Raw genomic sequence first — 21,109 nt, 5'->3', positions numbered from 1 at the left:
TTCAGCGTCCGCACATGTCGTTAACCGCCCTCGGGCGACCTTCACCGGTTACAGGCGTTGAAACCAGCGAAGGCTGACAGCGGGAAGGGAATTCACCCGATCGGAGGCCTTAGGGGAGCAGGTGGCGGAAGGCGGCGACGAGCAGCATGCGCTGTTGGTCGACGTCCACGCCCTCGTCCAGCTCGTCGTCCTGGCGGTACTCCCGGCCGCTCGGGGAGCTGCTTTTGCCGAACGACTCGACGCGCACGGCGATGTCCACGACGTCCGAGGTCAGTTCCACAGTGGACTCGTCGTCCGGGATCGGCTCGTTCTGGTGGTAGAGCTCGTAGGAGAACCGCATCCCGATCGTGCCGTCGAACGTGATCTGCTCGGTCGGCAGCTGCATCGCGGCGAACACCGCCCGGTACAACGAGGCACCGGTGAGGTGCAGCGGGGTCATCACGACGTGCGTGGTGCCCAGGTCGTGGCTGCGCACCGAGATCGCGACGGTCGGTCCGTCCGGCTTCGGCGGGACCGGTTGCGGGAACACGGGAAGCTCCGACTTGCGGTCGGAGCGCCAGGTAGCGACGAGGCGGTCGGCGGCGTCCACGAGGTCGATGTGCTTGCGGGGCGCGAGAAGGGGCGGCAGCGGCTCCTCGTCCAGCCGCACGATGAACAGGAAGGCGCGGCGGCGCGTCATCTCCCGGGTGAACGCCGCCGTCCACTCCGCAGCGGGCTCGCGTCGCGGGGTGTTCGCCGACCACAGCAGGACGTGGTAGTCGGAGGTGGCCAGTGCCTCGTCGATCGAGGTGGCAGCGGTGTCACCGGGTGTGCTCTCGTCCTCGGCCAGGTAGGCGTTGACGTTGCGGGACTCCAGTTCGGCACGGAGTTGCTCGGCGTGCGCGCGGTCCTTGCCGGCGAACGACAGGAACACCTTGGGACGGGTTTCGAGCGGCACGGGGTCTCCGTTCTTCCTGAGTCTTCTGCGCAGCGGGCCCGCTGAGGTCTGGAAGCCCGCGTCGCCGTGCAGGGACCAGCACGCCCAGTCCGCCGGGTGCCGATCGGCGACCTCGACCAGTGCGTGCTGCAGGGCGCGATCTCGGGGAAGCTTCGTCAGGTTGCGGTCGAACGCGTCGAGCACCTTCCGCGCGGCCGTGTCCTCCGCCTGCCAGCGGGCGGCGACGACCGCTCCTGGCCCCGCGGCCGTGACCGCGCGGACGATGCCGGAATCGCAGGCGCCGAGCACGACCGTGCCGCACGCGCTGAAGTCCATCTTTTCCAGCGCTTCCACGGACACCCGTTCGTCGGCGAACTGCAGCCACGACTGGTCGGGGTTCATGCGGTCGTGTGCGGCCTGGGCGTCGATGCGGATGCGGTGGGAGCGGCCCTCTTCGAGAGTTCGCCGCAGCTCCGAGGCTTCCTCGCAGACGGCAGCCTCGTCGCCCCTCTGCTTGCGGGCGCTGCGTTGCCGCGGACGCAGTGCGGACAGGCACGGCAGGCTGGACAGCGCGTGGGTCATGCCGAGGAAGAGGTTCGTGCCGGGGACGGGCAGGCCCGCCAGCGGGACGTCCGCGAGGACACCGCCCGCCACGACGACGAGCCTGGTGGTCTTGGGCGGCAGGGCGGCGACGATGTCCTCCAGCCCGATCAGGCCGGCCAGCTCGGCGAGCAGTGCGCCGAGGATCGCCCTGTCGTACTTGGGTTTCCAGGCCTTGAGCCGGCGGATCGTGTCGGTGAGGTCGCCGATGTGGACGGAGGTCGTCACGTGCGTGGTCCTGCGGCCGACGAGCACGTGGTGGAGCTGGTCCGGCGTCGCGTGCATCATCCAGACGACCTGGTCCTTCGGCAGGTGCCTCGTCGTCCCGGCGAGCCAGCGCCTGGCCGCTGCGAGGTCGGTGAAGCCCGGGAGTGCGCGCGGTCCGGCCTCGGCGGGGCCTGGTCCGGCCCGGGCCGCCTCGACGGCGACCACCAGGCCTGCCAACGCTTTGGGACCCTCACGCGCGGCCCGGCGGGCCGCGGCGCGCACCCGGCCGTCCCGCACGTCCGGGGCCGCGCGCAGCATCCGCAGCTTGACGCTGGGGCTGTCCCGGTGGTCCGCGAGGTCCTCCTCGACGCGGTGCGACTCGGCCCAGTGCCGGGCCGCGAGCTCCTCGTGGCCCGCGTCGGCGAACGTGTCACCGAGTTTGCGCAGCGCCAGCGCGGTGAGCTCGGCGTGGCCCGCCCGGCTCGCGATCTCGAAGTGCCGCGCGGCCTGTTCGAGCCTGCCCTGCGCGTAGGCGAGTTCGGCGGCGGTCAGGTGCCACAGCGGCGAGTTCCCCTCGCCCAGCATGCCTTCGGCCTTGAGCAGCTCGTCCCGGGCGATCAGGCGGCGCACGTGGGTGAGCCGGCGTTCCGGCCGGAGCGCCTGGGTGGCGTCGGGGAGCTGGGAGATCACCTCAGGACCGGCCGCGGCGGCGAGCAGCGGGAAGAGCCTGCGGGCCGTGCCCGCCTGCCTGGTCATGACGAGCAGCACGGTGAGCTCGTACAGGACGGCGAACCTCAGCGCGGGTTCGATCTGGTAGCTGGTGACGCATCTCGTCATCACCGCCAGCGCTTCCTCGTACCAGACCTCCCGGCGCAGGGCGGCGGCGCGTTGCAGGAACTCGGCCGGCGTGCGGGGAGTCCGGTCGCGCAGCTTCGAGACGCGGGTGCCCCTGCGCACGTCCAGCAGCAGCCGGTCCCTGCCGATGTGCTCCAGGTGCTCGGGGCGCCCGGCGCGGCGGAAGTGGCGTTCGGCGGCGTCGAGCTCGCTTTCCGCGGTGGGGTAGTCGTAGCGGTCCGCGGCGGCCAGCGCGGCGACTCGGGCGAGCCTCGCCTGTTCCAGTTCGGTGAGTTTCAGCTTCCGCAGCTCGCGCACGTCCCGTTCGGCCGCGACGTGATCCGTTGCGGCACTGCGGATCTGGGTCCGGAGGATTCTCAGCGTGGTGTCGTTGCCCGTGCTCAGGTACTCGTCGCAGCGTTGCGCGGCCCTGGTGATGGCGCCGAGGTTGAGCAGCGTCGCGCAGTGGTCGTGGGCGACGGCCGGGCTGATCTTCGCGGCCCTCGCGTAGGCGAGGTCGACGCCGAGGACGTTGCCGCGCAGTGCGGCGGACCTGGCGGCCTTGACCGCGTCCGCGAGTGGGGTGCCGGGTTCGAAAAGCATCAGTTCCCGCAGCTCCGAGTGCTGCCGCTGTCCTTTGTGGCCGGTCCGTAGCCGGTATAGCCGGTGTCGATCCCGCCCATTGCTCCGTCTGATCGGGACGGCGAGTGCGCGGCCGCCGTGGTGACCACGCTGCCCGCGGCCGCGACGAACACAGCCGCGACCAACGCGATGAGAAGCGTTCGTTGGCGCATGCACGATCCTCCGTGCGTCGCAGATTAACGATCCAGACGGCCCACAGATCGTTTGTCCACTTTCTGTCAACGAACTGCTCAAACGATCTTGTCGGTGCTCCTCGGCACACTGGATCCACCACCGATCCGAGGAGACCGCCATGTGCTGGGACTGCGACCACCCCGCCGGCCGAATGGAAGAACACCTGGCCACCCTGCGCCGCTGCATCGACGTGCGGGGCTGGGCGGTGCAGGCGATCGAACGGGACCGAGCCCACCCACCCTGGGCGTACACCGTCGGCCTGACCCCGCGCGGCCTCCCGGAGCTGGTCGTGACGGGCATGGCCGTGCTGGAAGCGGGCCGCCTGCTGGACGACATGGCCGAACACCTGGTCCACAGCTGCCTGCCCGCGCCCGGCCACCGCATCACCGTGCCCGGCGGCCCGCTGCTGGAGGTCGTCCGCGTGGCGCGCCCCTGGGCCCACCTGCTGGTGTCCGCGCGGCTGTACGGGGAGGGCATCAAGGCCCTGCAGTTCGTGCACGCCGACGAGTCCGGGCGCTGGCCCTGGGACAGCTCCTACGAGGGGGTGGTGGGCGGCCAGCCGGTGCTGGGGGTGAGAGCGGGGCCGCCGGACGGGTGAGCTGCGCCGTCCGGTGGTGCGGGGAGGCGTGGTGGCTCCGCTCGTCGAGCTCGATTCGTGCCGTGGGTACCGCCTGCCGCCTGCGCGGCTTCTGGTTCTCGGGTGCGGTCGTCTGTCGGCCGCACGCAGCGTGTGCCGGTGCGAGGCGGCGTCACGGCTCGGCGGGCGCGGTTCGTGCCGCGGGCCTGCCGCCCGCCACCTGCCGCCAACGCAGCTTCCCGGCTCACAGGCGCCGCAGCCCTTCAGCCACGCAGCACCAGCCGGCGCGCAGACTCAGCCCACCGCGCGGCGCGGCAGCTCGTCAGCCGCGCAGCACCAGCCGGGGCAGAGGCTCGGCCCACGGCGCCGCAGTCCCCAGCCACGTGGCCCCTACCGGCGCGGAGGACTCAGCCAACCGCCCGGCGCCGCAGTTCCCAGTCACGTGGCCCTACCGGCGTAGGGGGCTCAGCCCACCGTCCGGCGCCGTAGCCACGTGGCCCTACCGGCGTAAGGGGCTCAGCCCACCGCCCGGCGCCGCAGTCCTAGCCACGCGGCTCACCGGTGGGAACGGCTCAGCCGACCGTCCGGCGCCGCAGTCCCATCCACGCGGCCCCACCGGCGCGGAGGGCTCAGCCGACCGCCCGGTTGATCCGCTCACCCAGCCCCCGCAGGTGCTCCACCAGTTCATCGGGCCCGTGCACCACGAAGTCGCACCCCAGCAGGGTCAGGCGGAACGCGAGGTAGTCGATCGTGTCCTCGACGCTGTGCCAGGAACACGACCAGTCGTCGACGGCGGTCAGGTCGCCGGCGAAGTCCGCCAGCCGTGCCCGTGCCAGTTCCAAGGGCAGCCGCAGGGTGGCGCGGGCCCGGTAGGTCGGCGCCGAGTCGTACATCTTCCGCGTCACGAACTCCGTCGCGTCCCCGCCGGGCGGCATACGAGGTGTGAAGCGGGCCCCGGTGGCCTGCGCGGCTGAGACGCGGTCCAGCCGGAAGATCCGCCAGTCGTCACGGTCCACGTCGAAAGCGAGGAGGTACCAGCGCCGGCCGAGCGCTACCAACTGAATGGGCTCCACGTGCCGTTTCGACACCACGTTCTCGTGGGCGACGTAGGCGAACCGCACCCGTTCGCGGGCGGCGACCGCGCCGGCGAGCACGGTCAGCTGGCCGGGATCGACCAGCGCGGCGTACGAGGCCGGGGCGGGCGCGGTGGCCGACGTGAGCGAGGAGACGCGCCGGGCCAGCCGGGACGGCAGCACCTGCTGCAGCTTCGCCAGGGCGCGCAACGACGCCTCGGCGATGCCCGCCACCGGTTGCCGGGCGGCGGTGCGCAGGCCGACCGCGATGGCCACGGCCTCCTCGTCGTCGAGCAGCAACGGCGGCATCGCCGCGCCTGCGCCGAGCCGGTACCCGCCGAGCACGCCCATCGACGCCTCGACGGGATAGCCGAGGTCGCGCAGCCGGTCGATGTCGCGCCGCACGGTGCGCGGCGTGACCTCCAGCCGTGCCGCGAGCTCGCTGCCCGGCCACTCGCGCGGTGTCTGCAACAACGACAGCAGGCGCAACAACCGGGCCGCATCACTCATGCCACGAACGTAGTCGAGAAGTAGGACTGCGATTGTCCTACATCGGTCATACGGTGGTCCCGACGAGCAAAGGGGAGACCGGATGAACATCGTGCCCGAGGGCTACCACACCGTGACGCCGTGGCTGATCAGCCGTGGCAGGACGGCCGAGCTGATCGACTTCATCACGGAGGTGTTCGACGCGACCGAACTAGGTCGCGTCGGCGAGGCACCGGAGATCGGCCACGCGGAGGTCCGCATCGGCGACTCGGTCGTGATGCTGTTCGACCAGCCGAACTGGCAGCCCACACCCGCGTTCCTGCGCCTCTACGTCGCCGACGACGAGGCCACGCTCCAGCGAGCGGTGAAGCTCGGCAGCCGGATCGTCACCGAGCCCACCGAACTGTTCTGGGGAGATCGGGTCAGCCGGTTCGCCGACCCGTTCGGGAACCTGTGGTGGCTGCACCAGCGGGTCGCCGAGCCCACCGCGGACGAAATGAACGCCAGGATGGCGGACCCGAAGTTCGTCGAGGCCATGAACTACGTGCAGAGCGCGGACTTCACCCCGCGTACGTGACCCAGTCCGCGGTGACGCGGTGCCGGCCGAGCCCCACGGCGTCGAACTCGTCGTGGTGCTCGCCCTTCACGACACCGAGCCACCGAAGTGCCTGCGAGATGGGCGAGACGTCCGGCGCCGGGTCGTCCTCCTCCCGCACCAACGGCCCGAGCACCCTGCGGCCCTGATCCCACACCTCGGCCCGCTGCGAACCCGTGCCGCCGAAGTACTCCGCGTCCACGACCGCGACCGGCCCTCGCGACGACCACTCCGCCAGCTGCCCGCTGTCCGGCACGTCGAACAGCGGCAGCAGCACCAGGTCCTGCGCCAGCGGAACGACGAGATCGCTCGCGAGCACGCCGGCGCGCGCGATGGCGGCTTGCAGGCAGTACACGTCAGCCGGTGACCCGATCCCGCTCGTCCGCCGTCAGCGTCGGATCCGGTGCCGCGGACCGGGGTCCACGCATCGTCGCCCAGAACACCTCGGGGCTCATCAGGTTCGCCATCGGCGCGGACAACGTGAACGCCTCCAGGAACGCCCGCGTCACCGGCGGCTCCGTGGTCGCCGTGCGCACGAGCCGGTCCACATAGCGCTGCAGCACCCGTCCGGCCAGCGGCAACGGCTTGCCGACCGCACCCGGATACAGGATGTCCTGGTTGGTCGCCATCGCCCAGGCCCCGTCGACGACCTTGCCGATGCCGCGCTGGATCTGCTGCTCGGAGTGCCCGGCCGCCAGACCGGCGTCCAGCGCCTGCGCGCTCTGCGCCGCGACCGACATGCCGTGGCCGTAGACGGGGTTGTAGGTGGCCACCGAGTCGCCCAGGGCCAGCAGGCCGCGCGGCCACGACTTCAAGCGCTCGAAGAACATCCGCCGGTTCGCGGTGCTGTGCGACCCGTACACCGGCGACAGCGGCTCGGCCGCGGCGATCAGCTCGCCCACGACCGGGTTGCGCACCGAGCGGGCGAACGACACGAACTCCGACTCGTCGGTCGACGGTTCACCGCCGCGCGTGCCGGACAGCGTGACCAGCCACTTGCCGTCCTCGATGGGCAGCAGGGTCGCGGTGCGACCGGGGAACGGGTCACGCGGGTTCGCCTGCACGTTGACGATCGGGAAACCGGAGGCGGCCGCCGGAGGCGCCTGGAAGATCCGCGTGGCGTAGGCAAGTCCGGAGTCGACGCTCTCGGAGTGCACGGCGGGCAGCCCGAAGTCCTCCAGCCAGGCCGGCAACCGGGAGCCGCGCCCGGTCGAGTCCACGACCAGGTCGGCCTCCAGCGAGATCTGCTCGCGGGAGATCCGGTCCTCGACCAGCACCCCGGTCACCGCGTCCCGGTCACCGAGCAACGACACCGGCTCCGTCCCGGTCAGCACCGAGATCTTGTTGTCCCGCAACGCCTGGCTGCGCACCACCCAGTCCAGCAGCCCGCGACTGCACGAGACGATGAACTGCATCTCGGGAAACCGCGGCACCCAGCCCTGGGCGCTCAGCGACACCAGGTCGTTCGGCACCCCGATCCGGTGCGCCCCGGCGGCGAACAGCGCGTCCAGCGTGCCCGGCAGCAGCGACTCGATCGCCCGCGCGCCACCGGACATCAGCAGGTGCGCGTGCCGGGCCTGGGGCACGCCGGAGCGCGGCGAGGGGCCGTCCGGCAGCTTGTCGCGCTCCACCACGGTGACCTCGTCGAAGTGCCTGACGAGGACGGACGCCGCGAGCATGCCCGCGAGTCCACCGCCGAGGACAACGGCGTGTGTGGGTGCCATCTAGTCCATTCCCCCTGCTGCTTGCACGCGTGCCGCGTCGGCGACGGCGGCGTCGACGATCGGCGAGTGCTGGTACGCACGCGAGATCCGGACCCACCTGTCGTGCTCGGCGGCGAGGTCGGTGCCGTCGACGATCACCGAGGCGGGACGGCGTTCGGGCGCCCGCGCGCGGCCGTCGGACGAGCCCGCGGCGCGCAACTGGGCGGCCTCGACGACGGCGGCCAGTTCGTCCGTGGGCAGCGCGGCCTGGCGCGCGAGGGACGTCGCCGCCTCGCCGACGCTCAGGTCGAAGTAGGGCGTGAGCGCCCAGCGCCAGTCGTTGAGCTCGATGATCTGCCGGCGCACGCGGTGGTGCGGGTTGAGGAACTTGCCCGGCGCCACCAGCACGATGCCGGGGTTCACGTGCACCAGCGCGCGGTGCAACGGGCGCAGCGCGAAGTACGTGCGCCAGCGCCGCACCCACAGCGAGGGCGACGGGCGGCGCGGCCCGAAGACCGGCAGTGCCATCGCGATCACCAGCGGGATCATGCTCAGCGACGCCATCAGCGGTGCCGTCGTGCTCAGCACGTCGAAGCTGCGCTCGCCGGCCCAGTCCATCAGCAGCACGAACAGCTTGATGACCGCGAACGCCATGGGGAACAGCGCCGCCGCGCAGTACCAGCGCAGCCCGAGGCGAAGCCACGGCCGCGCCGAGATCGCCTCGTCCCGCGAGCCCTGCCAGCAGTGGTAGGCCTGACCACCGCAGCCGACCATGGTCGCGACGAGGTAGATGAACAGGAAGACCGCGATCGTCGGCTGCGTCGCGTAGTAGGTGTCGAAGTCGACCTGACGTTCCTCGTCGACCTCGGACTTGAAGAACAGCACGACCATCGCGGCGACGATCGTGCTGTAGCTGATGATGATCAGGCGGACCCGTTGCCACGCCTGGGCCGCCGGGTAGCGCCAGTAGATCACCAGCGCGAACGCCGCTCCGGCGAAGCACACCACCAGGCTGTAGACGAGCAGAGCGGCGAAGTTCGGCACGCCGCTCGCCCAGTTGATCCAGGTGATGTTCGCGGGCGCCGCGAAGAGCACGGCGAACGCCGAGAAGAACACGGTCGAGATGAGCGCGACGACACGGGGACTGCCCCAGCTCGACCGCAGCGCGCGGATCTTGTACGCGAGGAGGAGCAGACCGACGACGCCGCAGGAGAGGTAGATCAGGTTAAAGATCGCCACGACGCACCCAGCGAGATCTTCCTTCGAGCGACTCGGCCACCCGGCGCACGTGCGCGGGCTCCTCGGTGGCGGCCGTGTCGGCCCACACCCGGTGTTCCGTCAGCCTTTCCAGCAGGTGGTCGGCGAGGTTCTCGGCCTCGCGCTCCTCGTCCTCGGTCAGCGTCGTCCGGCCGGCGATGATCTTCGCCATCCGCGGCAGCAAGTGCGGAGCGAGCCTGCGCATGCCCTCGTCGCGGGTCAGCGCGACGGGCTGGTGCTTCAGCAGCACGTGCGCGAACTCGTGCAGCAGCACGTGCAGGCGGTGGTACCAGGACGGCGAGTCCGCGCAGATGACGAGGTACGTGCCGTTCTCGAGCAACGCGGTCGCCCCGCTCAGGCAGACCGCGTTGGTGATGGCGGCGAAGCGGACGTCGACAGCGCGCCCCAGCCGTTCGCTCATCAGCTCGCAGACCCGGCGGCTCGCCTCCTGGTGCGTGGCGTCGGGCGGCAGGTCGAGGTCCCGGGCGACCTCGTCGACCAGCTTGCGCAGTTTCCTGCGGTTCACCCGTCGCCTCCTCTCGATGTCGTCTGCAGCGGTCCAGGCCGAGATCTTCACGCCGGCGTCGTCATCAAGTGTGGTCCGCGGACGTACGGCGGCTGTTCAGCGGGAACGACCAGCCCTCGCCGACTTCGAGCGCCTGCCGGAACCCTTCTACCGCAGCGGCCCTGGCCTGCGGGGACAGATCGCCGGTGCGTTCGGCCAGACGGGTGACGAATTCCACGACGCCGAGTTCGCGCAGCGCGAGGAAGTCCGTCAGCTCCGAATCGACCCGTGCGGCCAGGTCGTCGTCGAAGAAGTACGCCGGATCGGCGCCGAAGTGGTCGGCCAGGCCGAGGATGTGCTTGAGCCGCGGGTTGTCGCTGGTGTTGCTCAGGAGTTCGCGGATGTAACTGGCGGAGATGCTGCCGAACTGGCCGGACGAGCTGATCGAGGCCGCGACCTCCTCCGGCGACCAGGGCCCGCGGTCGGGCGGGTGCACGGCCTCGAAGAGCGTGCTCAACGCCGTCGGGCGCCAGCCGGGCCGCTCTGCCGGGTGCAGCTCACGGCGTCCGTTGAGAAAGGCGGCGGGGTGCACGCCGAGCGCGTCGGCGAGGTCGACGATCGCCTGGCAGGTCGGGTTGTCCTTCACGCCGAGCCGCAGCTGCGAGATGTAGCCGTGCCCGATGTCCCCGCCCCGTGACTTCACCGCGGCGGCAAGCGCTACGTTGGTGACCTTGCCTCGGCCATCGGGCGGGTTGTTGCACAGCTCGTTGAGGACCTCGGCGAACGGCCTCACGCCACACCTCCGCTGGAGCGACCAAGGGCCTGGGGGATCTTTCCACTGTTGTGGAACCCGAAGAGCATATGGCATCACAAGGGTTGAAACCACCTGTCGGTAGCCCTATGATCACACTCCGCCGCTTGCACTGATGTGTCGCGTTTGATCCGAACGACGTCACCTCAGTTGAAAGGGGCAGATCGGGCCGGTCAGAGCTGCAGTCTGGGGGGACTCATGGCGACTGTGCGGATGGGGCTACCGGTGGACCACGGTTCTCTGCGCCTGCACGACGAGAGCGCTCCCTCGCGTTGCAGTTCGTGCGCACAACCCGTTGGCGCGTGGGCGACTGACCGCTTGACGGGCCTCCTGGGCCGTTGGGGGTGGGACGACCAGGCACCCGCGACGTACCGCCGTGCCCAGCGCCGGTGGGAGCAGGTCGCGCTGCTCATGATCGACCTCGACCGGTTCAAGAAGATCAACGACGAGTACGGCCACCCCGCCGGCGACGTGGTGCTGAGCGACGTCGCCGCGGTGCTGACCGCCCACACGCGCCCCACGGACCTCGTGTGCCGCCACGGTGGCGACGAGTTCCTCGTGCTGCTGCCCCGCACCACGGGCGGAGAAGCGGCCATGGTGGCCGAACGCATCCTGCGCGGCATCCGCGCACTGCAGACCGAGATCACCACGAACGACGGCTACCACGTCACCCTGCACGGCCAGACGGCGTCCATCGGCGTCGCGTCGCACGTGCCCACTGCAGAGGACACGCTGATCGACCTGGTCCGCGACACCGACGCGGCCCTGCAGCGCGCCAAGCGAGGCGGCCGGGCCCGCGTCCAGGTCCACGACCCGAGCGCGTTCGCCGCCGAGCGCAAGGTGGACTCCGCGGCCCTGCACCACCTGCGCGCGTTGCAGGAACTGATGAGCAGCGACCAGCTGCCCCAGGTCCTGGTCGCGCTGTCCGAGGGCGCCAAGAACGCGGAAGAGCTGCTCTCGATCCTCGGCCCGAGGGTGATCCTCACGCTGGAACGCTTGCAGGACAACGGTTTCGTGCTCCGCCGCGCGGCCCGCTACGAACTCACGGCTGCCGCCCGCGAGTGGATCACGGACGTGCTGCCGGCCGTCGCCGCGTGGACCAACCGCCACCACGGCCTCGTCCACTAGCACTTTCGGTGGCAGCTCCGGGGTTGGTAGCCGTCTGGCGAACACGGACAGTGTCACCCGGATGACCCCGGCGAGCGGCTGCCTTGGAGGCGGTCCAGGTCGTAGCGTGGTCGCGGGGTGATGTCGGGTGGCGAGAGTCGAGAACACCGTGTCCGGGGCCTCCTACGGGAACCTGGTGCAGGCCGGATCGATCGGAACGGTGCACGTCCATTCCGGACCACCTGGAAAACCTGTGCCGCAACAGCTTCCGCCGGCGCCGAGGCTGTTCGTCAGCCGCGCGGACCAGCTCACCGAGCTCGACAGGTGGCACGAGCGCGCAGATCACCAGCTGCTCGTCGTCGTCAGCGGGCCGGGCGGTGTCGGCAAGACCTCGTTGGCGCTGAGATGGCTGCACGACACACGTGACCAGTTCCCGGACGGGCAGCTGTACGTCGATCTCGGTGCCCACGCCGAAGCCGCGCAGCCCGACGACGTGCTGGAGTGGTTCCTCGGCGCGCTCGGCGTCGAGGTGGTGCCTCCGACCCTGGCCCAGCGGCAGGCGCTGTTCCGGTCGCTGACCGCGGACAGGGCGTTCGCGGTCCTGCTGGACAACGCCGCCAGCGCGGCCCAGGTCAGGCCGCTGCTCCCCGCGTCGCCGAGCTGTGCGGTGGTGGTGACCAGCCGGTGGAGGCTCAGCCCGCTCGCCATGGACGGTGCCCGGTTCATCGAGGTCGATCCGATGGATCTGCGGGACTCGGTCGAGCTGCTGGAGCGGGTGGTGGGGGAGCCCAGGCTCGCCGTGGAGGCCGACGCGGCGCGGGAGCTCGCGCGGCTGTGCGGCGGGATGCCGATCGCGCTCGGGGTGATCGGTGCGCGGCTGTCCCGGCGGCCGCGTCGCACGCTGGCCAAGGAGGTCGACGAGCTGACCGCGGAGAACCGCCGGCTCGCCGGTCTGGACCTCGGCGGCGGCGCCACGTCGGTGAGCGCGGTGCTCGATCTGTCCTATGTGGAGCTTCCGCCGCGTCAGGCCCGGCTCTACCGCCTGACTTCGTGGCATCCGGGTGTCAGCTTCGGCGTGGAGGCCGCGGCGGCGATGCTCGCGGACGACGTCGGTGAGGTCGAGGACGATCTCGACGACCTGGTGGAGAAGAACCTCCTCATCGAAGCCGGCGACGACCGGTTCCGGTTCCACGACCTCCTGCGCCTCCACGCGCGCGGGCAGGACGACGGCGAACGTGAAGAAGCGGTCCACCGGATCGTGGAGTTCTACCTGGACAAGGCGGTTGTCGCGGACTCGGCCGCGATCCCCGGCCGGCCGCGCGTCGGTCCGCGCTTCAAGTCCGCCGATCCGGACGTGTTCGCCTCGCGAGCCGAGGCGCTGGACTGGCTCGACCACGAACGCGACAACCTCGTGCAGTCGTTGCGTGCCGCCGACGACCACGGCTGGCCGGACCTCGTCTGGCAGCTGGCCGAGGCGATGTACGCGCTGTTCCAGCGCCGGCACCACTACTCGGACTGGGTGTTCACCCACGAGCTCGGCGTGCGGGCGGCGCAGTCGTGCGGCGAGAGGAACGCCGAAGCCCGGCTGCGCAACCAGCTCGCCGTCGCGTTCCGCAACCTCGGGCGTCTCGATGAGGCGGCCACCCAGGCCCGCACCGTGCTCGACCTCGCGGGCGACCACGATCTCGGCAGCCGGGCGACGGCGCTCGTGCAGCTCGGCTACACCTACAGGTTGAGGGGAGAGTTCGAGCTAGCGCTCCGGTACTTCCGCGAGGCTGTCGACGTGGAGACCCTCCACGAACGGACCCGCGGCATCGGCCTCGCCCGGCGGCGCGTCGGCGAGGTGCTCGTCGAGATGGGCCGTCTCGACGAGGCGATCACCGAACTCACGGAGTGCGAGACGCTCCTCGACAACGTCGTCGACAAGGCGCGCGCACGAATGTTCCTGTCCCGTGCGCTTCTCCACTCGGACCGCCCCGACGAGGCCGCGCGCCTCGCTGAGGGCGTGCTCGCCGACGTCCGTGACGCCGGTTCACCGGTGCACGTCGCCGATGTCCTCGAGCTCAAGGGCGAGATCGCCGAACGGCAGAGCGAGTTCGTGCACGCTCGTGACCACTACCGCTCCGCCCTGGCGTGCTACGGCGAATCCTTCGATCCCAGCGCCGACCGCCTCCGGGACCGGCTCGCGGCGCTGGATCGGCACGACGACGAGCGAACACCCGACGTACCGCACCAGCAACAACCTGGCGACCGCAAGCGCGACCTCGGCTGACGGCTCGGGCCCGGCCAGCAGCACGTCCGCGAGCGTCCGCCACCTCGGCGCCGCTTGATCACCGCGGACGAGCAGCACGCCGTCGCGCCTGACGACACCTTCGTCAACGACCATGACGCACCGGCGAGACAGGCACGGCGTGCGCCGGTTCCGGGATGCCGAGCAGCCGGTACATGGCCGCGCGCAGGATCACGCCGGACCGGTCGAGCCGCGAGCTGATCAGCCCCGCGAACTCCGGGACGGCCACAGCCTCCGCGATGTCACCGGTGTACCTCGGAACCGCCTCGCTGATCGAGTGCGCAAGGCTGCCGTGCCGCACTTCGGGACAGGTGGCGAGCAGCACGCGAGCACCGACAGCGGCGGCGTACTGCGTCGTCGAACCGTGGTCACCGATGACGACGTCGCTCGCGATCACCATCGCCCGCCAGCCCTCCTCAGGCGGCACGACGACCACGTCGCAGTCGGCGAGCCAGGACCGCACCTGCCAGGCGCCGTGCACGGCCCAGATGTTCGGGTGCAGCACCGCGGCCACCCGAGCCTTGCCGGTGAGCTCCCGGTAGAGCTCAGGACGTTGGTAGAACGTCGATTCCGCGGTCCACGTCGAACTGATCGTGACGAGCGTGTCACCCGGCTCCACACCCAGCGCCCGCCGGTACTGCTCGCGGAACGGCAGACTGGCCCGCATCCGGTCGAGGCAGATGTCACCCGCGACCACAGCGGCGGGTACCGCCTCAGGACACGACTCGGCGAGCACCGCAAGTTCGTCGTCGTGTGACAGCACGATCGCCGACGCCGGCACCTTCCCGTCACGCATCAGCATCTGCCGGTCGAGCCCGTGCACCGGCCGCGCCTCCCGCCCCGCGGCCCGGACCCGCCGGCGCGACTTCATCGCGCCCGCCCCGTGCGGCAACACGAGCACGGGTCCCGGCGCCCGGTCGATGAACCGGTAGCTGGCCGCGAGCACGAGGTCGAACTCGTGCTGCAAAGCCATATCCCATTCGATCACCAACCCACCGGCCGCGCTGACGAACCGCGCCGTGGCCGCGTCCGGCTCGGGCAGCGTGAAGTAGGTCTGGACGCGGAAGTCGCTGTCCAGCAAAGGCAACAGGTCGAGCAGACGCGTGCCCGCCACCACGCTGGGCACGATCACGAGCACCTTGCGGCATCCCGGCACCGTCACCCGGTGCGCGCCACCCGCACCGAGCGGGGTGGTGAACCAGTTCATCCAGGCCTCCATCGGTCGAAGCGATGAGAGAACCGTCCCGCCACGAGTGTTCATCGAGCTGTCAGAAACTCTTCGCGCACTTCAGCACACTTTCGATCAAGCCTCTGTCCTCTTCTACGCGCAATTCACGCCCATATGTCAATGGACTGTCACGGAACTGTCATCATCGGCCGATCGAGTGCATTGCATTGATGCTGAACTGGGAGGACACTCTTTGGTCGGGGACGCGAGGGGTGGCGCTGGTGGATGCGCGATTCACTATTCTGGGGCAGACGGGAATACGGGTCGGCGACGAGGTCGACAGGCGATGGGGCCCGCTCAAGCTCAGGGCCATGCTCGGTGCGTTGCTGGCACAACCGCGGGTGGCGTTACCTGCGGCGGAGCTCGCCGACTGGGTCTGGTCGGACGGCGATGACCTCCCGCGGAACCCCGTGCAAACCCTGTACTCGTATTCCTGGCGAATCCGGCGTGTGCTCGATTCCATGCGGGACCGAGTGGAATTGGTGGTCGCGAACGGAACTTACCGGCTCGACGTCGACCGCAAATCAGTGGACTACTTCCAGTTCCGCAATCGCGTGGAAAGAGCGCGAGATCTGGTGCGCGGTGGAGATCATCAACAGGCGCTGGACGCGATTCGCGGCGCGTTCTCCCTCTGGGGCGATCAGCGCCCCCTCGACGACCTCAGATCGGAACGGGCCGAAGCCTGGCGGCACCGCATCCGGCTGAACGTGCTGCTGCCCGCCTACGACCTGCTGTGCGGCGAGTATCTGATCCTGGGCGACTACAACGAGGTCCTGGAAGTGCTCGAGGACCTCGACCACCACGAGCACCCGGCGTTGCTGAAACGGCGCCTGGAGGCGCTCTACCGGCTCTCGCGCACCGAGGAGGCCACCGAGCTGTTCTTCAGCGCCTACAAGGGTTTCAAGGCTGACGTCAACGACGCGGCGGCGGACGACCTGCGCAAGTTCCACGACAGCTTGAAAGAGCACAGCGTCGCCGGTGGCCGAGCACGGGAAGGAACCGCAGGCGTGCTGGTTCCCGAACAACTCCCGCTCGACGTGCCGATGTTCGTGGGCCACGAGGAGAAGTTCGCCGAAATGGACACCGCGGCCGCGAACCCCGGCGTGGTGGTCGTCGACGGCGTTGGCGGCGTCGGCAAGACCGCGTTCGCTGTGCACTGGTGTCACACGCGGCGGCAGCGGTTCCCCGGCGGCGTCCTCTTCGCAGATCTGCAGGGTTTCTCCGACAGCGCGATCGTGGACGCGTCGTTCGTCGTCGACCGGTTCCTGCAGGGCCTGGGTGTTCCGCCGGACCGCATCACCAATCCGGACCACCGCACGGCCAAGCTCCAGTCCGTGCTCTCCGGTCGTAAAGTCCTGGTGGTGCTGGACAACGTGCGCAACACCGCGCAGATCCAGTCGCTGTTGCCGTTGTTCTCGTCGAGCGTGGTGATCGTGACGAGCCGCTCCCGGTTGTCCGGACTGGCGGCCCGCCTCGCGCCGCAACGGATTTCGCTCGGATCCCTCGGCATGGACGACGCAGGCGCGCTCCTGGTCGACCGCATCGGAGAACGCGCGCGCGGCCGTGCCGAACTCACCGAGCTGACAAGGGTGTGCCAGGGCCTGCCGATCGTTCTCAAGGTGCTCGCGAACCACATTGCCACGCGCCCCGAGGTGCCGCTGAGCGACTTCGTCAAGCACTTCCGCGAACGCGGCGTGCTCGACCTCGGCGCCACTCACGGTCCTCGTGCGGTGTTCATGCAGTCGTTGCGCGCCTTGGATCCTGAAGCGAGTGTCCTGTTCCGGACGATCGGCGTGCATCCTGGCCCGAGCATCACGGTCGACGTGGCCGCCGCCATGACGACGTTGCCCAGGCGGAGAGTCCACGCGGCCCTCGACGCCCTGACGGAGGCCCACCTGCTCGACCAGGCGGGAGAGCTCGACCGCTTCAAGCTGCACGATCTGCTGCGCGAGTTCTCCGCCGGCCTGCTCGACGACGAACGGGAACGGGGGAGGATCGAGCTCCGTCTGCTCGACCACTACCTGCGCACCGCCGAGCACGCGGATCAGGTGCTCTTCTCGACGATGGTGCGGGTGCCGACGCCGGACAGCGAGGAGGACGTCGGCGCATTGGAATTCGAGAGCGCGGCCGCTGCGCGTCGCTGGTGCACGGCCGAAGCGCAAAACGTTCTTGCCCTGGTGCGCCTGGCTTTCCACGCCGGACACTATGAACATGCCGTCACCATCCCGCAGCTCATCGGTCAGATATGGCTGAGGCAGGGGAACACGGTCGAAGTGTTGACGCTCTTGCACGCGGGACTCGCCGCGGCGAAGTTCCTCGGTGAGCACGCCGAAGAGGAGACCTCGGCGCTGCTGCTGCAGATCGGGTTCACCTACCTGCTCCGCCAGGAATACAGGCGAGCGGAACACCACGTGCACCTGGCTCATCTGGGGTTCGTCCGCGCCGAGGGCGACCAGACCATGGCCATTGCCTGCTGCCTGCACACCGGCGCGCGGATTCTCGTCGCCACCGGCAGTGTGATCATGGGCATAGATTCACATGAACGTGCGTTGAGAATGCTGCGTCAATCCGAATCCCCCGCCCCCAGCATGGAAGTCGGTTTCCTTTATCGCGCCGGCGAGGCGTACAAGAACGCCTTCGAATACACGCGCGCCGCGACCTATTACCACCAGGCCCTCGCGCTCGCTCGAGAGATCGGGGACGAGGCGTCCGAAGCTACAGTTCTGCACTTGCTCGGCGCGCTGAGTTTCGCGCGCGAACTGACCGCAGAAGCCCGCGAGTTCGCAGAAGCCTCGCTCTTCGCGCATGCCCGGCTGCACGCCGTGGGTCTCGCCGGGGAGGTCTGCGCTCTGCTCAGCGAGATCGAATTGGAAGCCGGCAGATTGTTCGAAGCGAAGCAGTACGCGCGTCAGGCTATAAGGCTCTGCGGAAGAGCAGGCGCGTCAATCCATGAAGCAACGGCGCTGCACGTGCTCAGTCGCATACTCGTACGGGTGGCCCAGCTCGACGGTGCCGTCGAGGCGTTGGAACGAGCACACGTCATCTTTGCGGACCTGGATCGGGACCGCGCCGAAGTCGTAGCCGCTGAGCTGCGGGAACTCCAGGTTGACCTGGCGTTGCCAGCTGCCCGATCCGAGTCGCCTGTGCTCGACCCTGGTCGCTGAGCCGGAAACAAGTAGTACTACCGGTAGGTAGTTGAATCTGTAGATACCTCGACGGGTGTCACCTGTTAGCAGGACATTTGACTTTTGCATCTCGTTTCTGTGAGCATTCGGATTCCAGCTGAGCCTGGAATTTGCTCCCCCTCCCCGAAGATGCAGGAGTACAACCAGTTGAACGAGGTCCTGCGCCGTCTGCTGCCGCTGTTCGGCATGCTCGCGGTTGTTCTCGCGTTGGTCTACACCAATTCGCCGGACGCGATCGAGGCCAGCCGTTTCTGGATCAACATGATCGAGCAGTCAGGTCCGTTGCTCTGAGTTAGTCCCGACGCCGGGTGTTCCCCCGCTCCGGCAGTCGAAATCGCTCCAGGTCGAGTGCATTCCCAGGTGGGCCGTCGCACGCCCACCTGGGATCAACTCGCGAACTTCTCCGTCAGCGCATTCGACCGGTAGGCCAGCCCGAACCGGCGCAGGCAGCGCCGCGACGCGTCCTCGCTCAGCGCACAGGCCCGCAGTGAGGTGACCATCCGCCGGAACGGCAGCACGTCGTCCTCCGACGTGATCACCACGACGCCCGGCATCAGCGTGAGCACCACCCGCTGGTCGCCGTGGACCTCGAAGCCGTGCAGAAGAGCGGGCGTGACAGCAGGCCGGCGCGGAACCACGCGCACGACAACGTCCGGATGGCGTTCGCCGATCTCGGAGAGTTCGAGCATCTGCTTGCTCATGATCTGCGCCGAACCGACGTGGGTGCGCAGTGCGGACTCGAACACGAAGAACTCGAACCGCAGGCCCGGCGTGGCCATGAGCCGCTGCCGCTTGCGCACCAACGCCGTCGCCGTCCTGGTGTTGCGTTCGGACAACGGACCGGCCGCGGCGAGCAGATATTCGCGGGTACGCAGCCAGTCCGGCACGACGGCGGGGTCGGCGGCCACGACGTAGTCGCTGAACTTGGCCAGCAGAGCCGTGTGTTCGGTGAGTGCTCCACGGCGTACCACGATGCGCCGCGCGGCCGAGTCGTCCTGCAGGCGGTCGATCAGCTCGAGGGCGTGCGCCGCCGTGCCGGAATCCATGCCGAGAGCCGTCGTGAGGCGACGGACGTCCTCCGGGCTCGGCAACAAAACGCCGTTCTCGATCTTGGAGAGCTTCGACTGGGTGAACCCGGCCCGCCGCGCAGCCTCGGTGCCCGTGAGCCGGGCCTTCTTGCGGTGCACGCGGAGGAGGACGCCCAGGTCGTCGAGGTCGTGCTGGGCGTCGTCGGAGCGGGCCATCGGGGTTCCTGTCGTTCGATTGGCTGCAAACGTACCGCTGGACGGCCTACTCCGTCGAGTCGACGCCCTTGATCCGGCCGTCCCGGAACGCGTCCACGAACAGCCGGTGGTCCTCCCGCGTCTGCCGCGCGTAGCCGAGGGCGAACTCCACGACGGACGCGGAGAACTCGGCGTCCCGGCCCCCGATGGCCGTGGCGATCGCCTCCTCGCACTGGAAGTCGACGAGGGTCTGCGCGGAGTCCGAGTCGGCCACGCAGTGCATCTTCGCGGTGGCGCGGCCCAGGTAGCCGAGCACGGGCAGCATGTCGGCGGGCTCGGTGAGGTCGGACCAGTCCAGGTCGGCCTCGTAGGGGGAGAGTTCGGCGACGACGTAACCGACGCCGTTGATCTCGGTGTGGCCGAGCCACGGGTCGGCATGGGCCTGCAGGGCTCGCTGCGAGACGGCGGTGCGGTGGCCGTGGTCGGTGAAGTACTCGCGGATCCTGGCGTCGGGGACGATGCGGCTGGGCGCGGCGACGTTGGCCTGCTTCATGGACAGCACGACGTCGTTCTCCAACGCCTGGGAGCGGCCCTCCACCAGGATGTTGTAGGCGTGCAGGCCGGCTGAGCCGATGCCGAAACCGCTGCGGCCCACCACGTCCTTCACGGCGTAGGTGCGGCTCGACGCCCGTTTGCCGGTCGGGATGGTGTCCAGGTAGGACTCGTAGGCGAGCGTAACGGCTTCCAGCACGTCGGCCGACAGTTCGTGGATGCCCTCGCGGTCGCGGCGGAAGCGGCGTTCGTAGTCGACGATCACCGTCTTCTCCTCCAGCAGGCCGATCCTGGTGGCGAGGCGGGCGCGTTGCAGCACGCGGTGCAGGGCGCCTTCGGTGCTGTCGAGGCGGAGGCTGAAGAGTTCGTCGTCCGGGTGCTCGGCGAACGAACGGACCTGGGCGACGTAGGCGGCGACGTAGGTGTCGATCATGTCGGTGATCACGCCGTCGGGCAGGGCCTTGCGCCAGCCGAGGAGGGCCAGCGAGGCGGCGAAGCGGCGGAGGTCCCAGGTGAACGAGCCGAGGTAGGCCTCGTCGAAGTCGTTCACGTCGAACACCAGCGTGCCCTCGGAGTCCATGTAGGTCCCGAAGTTCTGCGCGTGCAGGTCGCCCTGGATCCAGATGCGGCCGGTGCGGTCGTCGGCCCACTCGTCGGGCAGTTCGGCCATGTCGGCGTAGAACAGGCACGCGCTGCCGCGGTAGAACGCGAACGGCTCGGCCGCCATCTTGCGGAACTTGTGCCGGAACGCGGCGGGGTCGGCTGCCATCAGGCCGGCGAAGGCCTCTTCGAGCACGCTCACAATGCGGTCGCCACGATCGCTCATGGTGCATCCCAGCACGCGGCTGCCCGTGAGAGAAGGCGGGCGCGCGCAAAAGAGCGAGCAGGAATCGAGAAGCCCGCACGGGGACGCCCCGCCTAACGTCGCAGACATGTGCTTCATGTTCGGTGCGAGCGAGGAGCAGATACGTCGGATGCTCGAAGAACAGGTCGTCGAGGAGGTGCCGGCGGCCGAAGACTGGTCGCAGGACTAGTGTCCTGAGTTGTTAATTCGTGTGCAGGCGTAGGGTTCGGTGGCATGCCGAACCCGAAGCTGCCTGAGTTGCTGCTGTCCGATGACGAGGCCGGCGTGTTGCGGGGC

Annotated in this window: 17 protein-coding genes; 6 read left to right on the top strand and 11 right to left on the bottom strand. The window is 69.5% G+C overall.

The genetic code is table 11. The features are described from left to right. Nucleotides 1–109: 109 nt before the first annotated feature. Nucleotides 110–3,160 carry a TIR domain-containing protein gene (locus AB0M48_RS39170; RefSeq protein ID WP_363852352.1) on the bottom strand — a complete coding sequence of 1,017 codons (3,051 nt, stop codon included), beginning with the start codon at nt 3,158–3,160 and terminating at the stop codon, nt 110–112. Further along, nucleotides 3,160–3,351 (bottom strand): hypothetical protein, encoded by a 192-nt coding sequence (locus AB0M48_RS39165; RefSeq protein WP_363852349.1) that lies wholly within the window; start codon nt 3,349–3,351, stop codon nt 3,160–3,162. Before AB0M48_RS39165 ends, AB0M48_RS39170 begins: the two co-directional genes overlap by 1 nt. 140 nt (nt 3,352–3,491) lie before the next feature. Here AB0M48_RS39165 and AB0M48_RS39160 point away from each other — a divergent pair, with 140 nt between their 5' ends. After that, entirely contained in the window at nt 3,492–3,971 is a 480-nt protein-coding gene (locus tag AB0M48_RS39160) for a DUF4262 domain-containing protein (protein WP_363852346.1), read from the top strand. Nucleotides 3,972–4,579: 608 nt separating this feature from the next. Here AB0M48_RS39160 and AB0M48_RS39155 read toward each other — a convergent pair. After that, a complete protein-coding gene (locus tag AB0M48_RS39155) occupies nt 4,580–5,533 on the bottom strand; it encodes a YafY family protein (RefSeq protein WP_363852343.1) in 954 nt (317 codons plus the stop codon). Nucleotides 5,534–5,615: 82 nt separating this feature from the next. Between AB0M48_RS39155 and AB0M48_RS39150 the strand changes: the two genes are divergently transcribed. Continuing rightward, a complete protein-coding gene (locus tag AB0M48_RS39150) occupies nt 5,616–6,089 on the top strand; it encodes a VOC family protein (RefSeq protein ID WP_363852340.1) in 474 nt (157 codons plus the stop codon). Here AB0M48_RS39150 and AB0M48_RS39145 read toward each other — a convergent pair. The 5 genes from AB0M48_RS39145 to AB0M48_RS39125 form a co-directional block, all read right to left on the bottom strand. Further along, the gene (locus AB0M48_RS39145; protein ID WP_363852337.1) at nt 6,073–6,462 is read right to left on the bottom strand and encodes a hypothetical protein; all 390 of its coding nucleotides are present in this window, start codon (nt 6,460–6,462) and stop codon (nt 6,073–6,075) included. The genes AB0M48_RS39150 and AB0M48_RS39145 overlap by 17 nt on opposite strands. A gap of 1 nt (nt 6,463) precedes the next feature. Continuing rightward, on the bottom strand, nt 6,464–7,831 hold the full coding sequence (locus tag AB0M48_RS39140) for an FAD-dependent monooxygenase (RefSeq protein ID WP_363852334.1): 1,368 nt from the start codon (nt 7,829–7,831) through the stop codon (nt 6,464–6,466). After that, complete coding sequence (locus AB0M48_RS39135; protein WP_363852331.1) at nt 7,832–9,049, bottom strand: MAB_1171c family putative transporter; 1,218 nt, start codon at nt 9,047–9,049, stop codon at nt 7,832–7,834. Next, nucleotides 9,036–9,593: a hypothetical protein gene (locus AB0M48_RS39130; RefSeq protein ID WP_363852328.1), complete on the bottom strand. Its 558-nt coding sequence runs from the start codon at nt 9,591–9,593 to the stop codon at nt 9,036–9,038. The genes AB0M48_RS39135 and AB0M48_RS39130 overlap by 14 nt, the downstream gene beginning before the upstream one ends. Before the next feature lie 64 nt (nt 9,594–9,657). Further along, complete coding sequence (locus AB0M48_RS39125) at nt 9,658–10,365, bottom strand: hypothetical protein (RefSeq protein WP_319987332.1); 708 nt, start codon at nt 10,363–10,365, stop codon at nt 9,658–9,660. 336 nt (nt 10,366–10,701) lie between these two features. Here AB0M48_RS39125 and AB0M48_RS39120 point away from each other — a divergent pair, with 336 nt between their 5' ends. Continuing rightward, nucleotides 10,702–11,511, top strand: coding sequence for a GGDEF domain-containing protein (locus AB0M48_RS39120; RefSeq protein ID WP_363852324.1), 810 nt, complete (start codon nt 10,702–10,704; stop codon nt 11,509–11,511). A gap of 127 nt (nt 11,512–11,638) precedes the next feature. Next, nucleotides 11,639–13,762, top strand: a complete 2,124-nt coding sequence (locus AB0M48_RS39115) for a tetratricopeptide repeat protein (RefSeq protein WP_363852321.1) — start codon at nt 11,639–11,641, stop codon at nt 13,760–13,762. A 103-nt stretch (nt 13,763–13,865) separates the two neighbouring features. Here the strand turns inward: AB0M48_RS39115 and AB0M48_RS39110 are convergent, their stop codons facing one another. Continuing rightward, on the bottom strand, nt 13,866–14,987 hold the full coding sequence (locus AB0M48_RS39110; RefSeq protein ID WP_363852318.1) for a hypothetical protein: 1,122 nt from the start codon (nt 14,985–14,987) through the stop codon (nt 13,866–13,868). A 191-nt stretch (nt 14,988–15,178) separates the two neighbouring features. Between AB0M48_RS39110 and AB0M48_RS39105 the strand changes: the two genes are divergently transcribed. Further along, the gene (locus AB0M48_RS39105) at nt 15,179–18,172 is read left to right on the top strand and encodes an NB-ARC domain-containing protein (protein WP_363852315.1); all 2,994 of its coding nucleotides are present in this window, start codon (nt 15,179–15,181) and stop codon (nt 18,170–18,172) included. Between the two features lie 150 nt (nt 18,173–18,322). Beyond that, on the top strand, nt 18,323–18,484 hold the full coding sequence (locus tag AB0M48_RS39100) for a hypothetical protein (protein WP_363852312.1): 162 nt from the start codon (nt 18,323–18,325) through the stop codon (nt 18,482–18,484). A gap of 95 nt (nt 18,485–18,579) precedes the next feature. On the opposite strand, the gene AB0M48_RS39095 is transcribed toward AB0M48_RS39100, so the two are convergent. Both AB0M48_RS39095 and AB0M48_RS39090 read right to left on the bottom strand, forming a co-directional pair. Beyond that, nucleotides 18,580–19,437, bottom strand: a complete 858-nt coding sequence (locus tag AB0M48_RS39095) for a Scr1 family TA system antitoxin-like transcriptional regulator (RefSeq protein ID WP_363852309.1) — start codon at nt 19,435–19,437, stop codon at nt 18,580–18,582. Nucleotides 19,438–19,483: 46 nt separating this feature from the next. Beyond that, a complete protein-coding gene (locus AB0M48_RS39090) occupies nt 19,484–20,794 on the bottom strand; it encodes a DUF2252 domain-containing protein (protein ID WP_363852305.1) in 1,311 nt (436 codons plus the stop codon). Nucleotides 20,795–21,109: the final 315 nt, after the last annotated feature.

Source organism: Lentzea sp. NPDC051208 (assembly GCF_040682435.1).
Classification (GTDB): Bacteria; Actinomycetota; Actinomycetes; order Mycobacteriales; family Pseudonocardiaceae; genus Lentzea; species Lentzea kristufekii.
The sequence above is the reverse complement of the archived record's forward strand: the minus strand, read 5'-3'. Positions and strand labels throughout refer to the sequence as shown.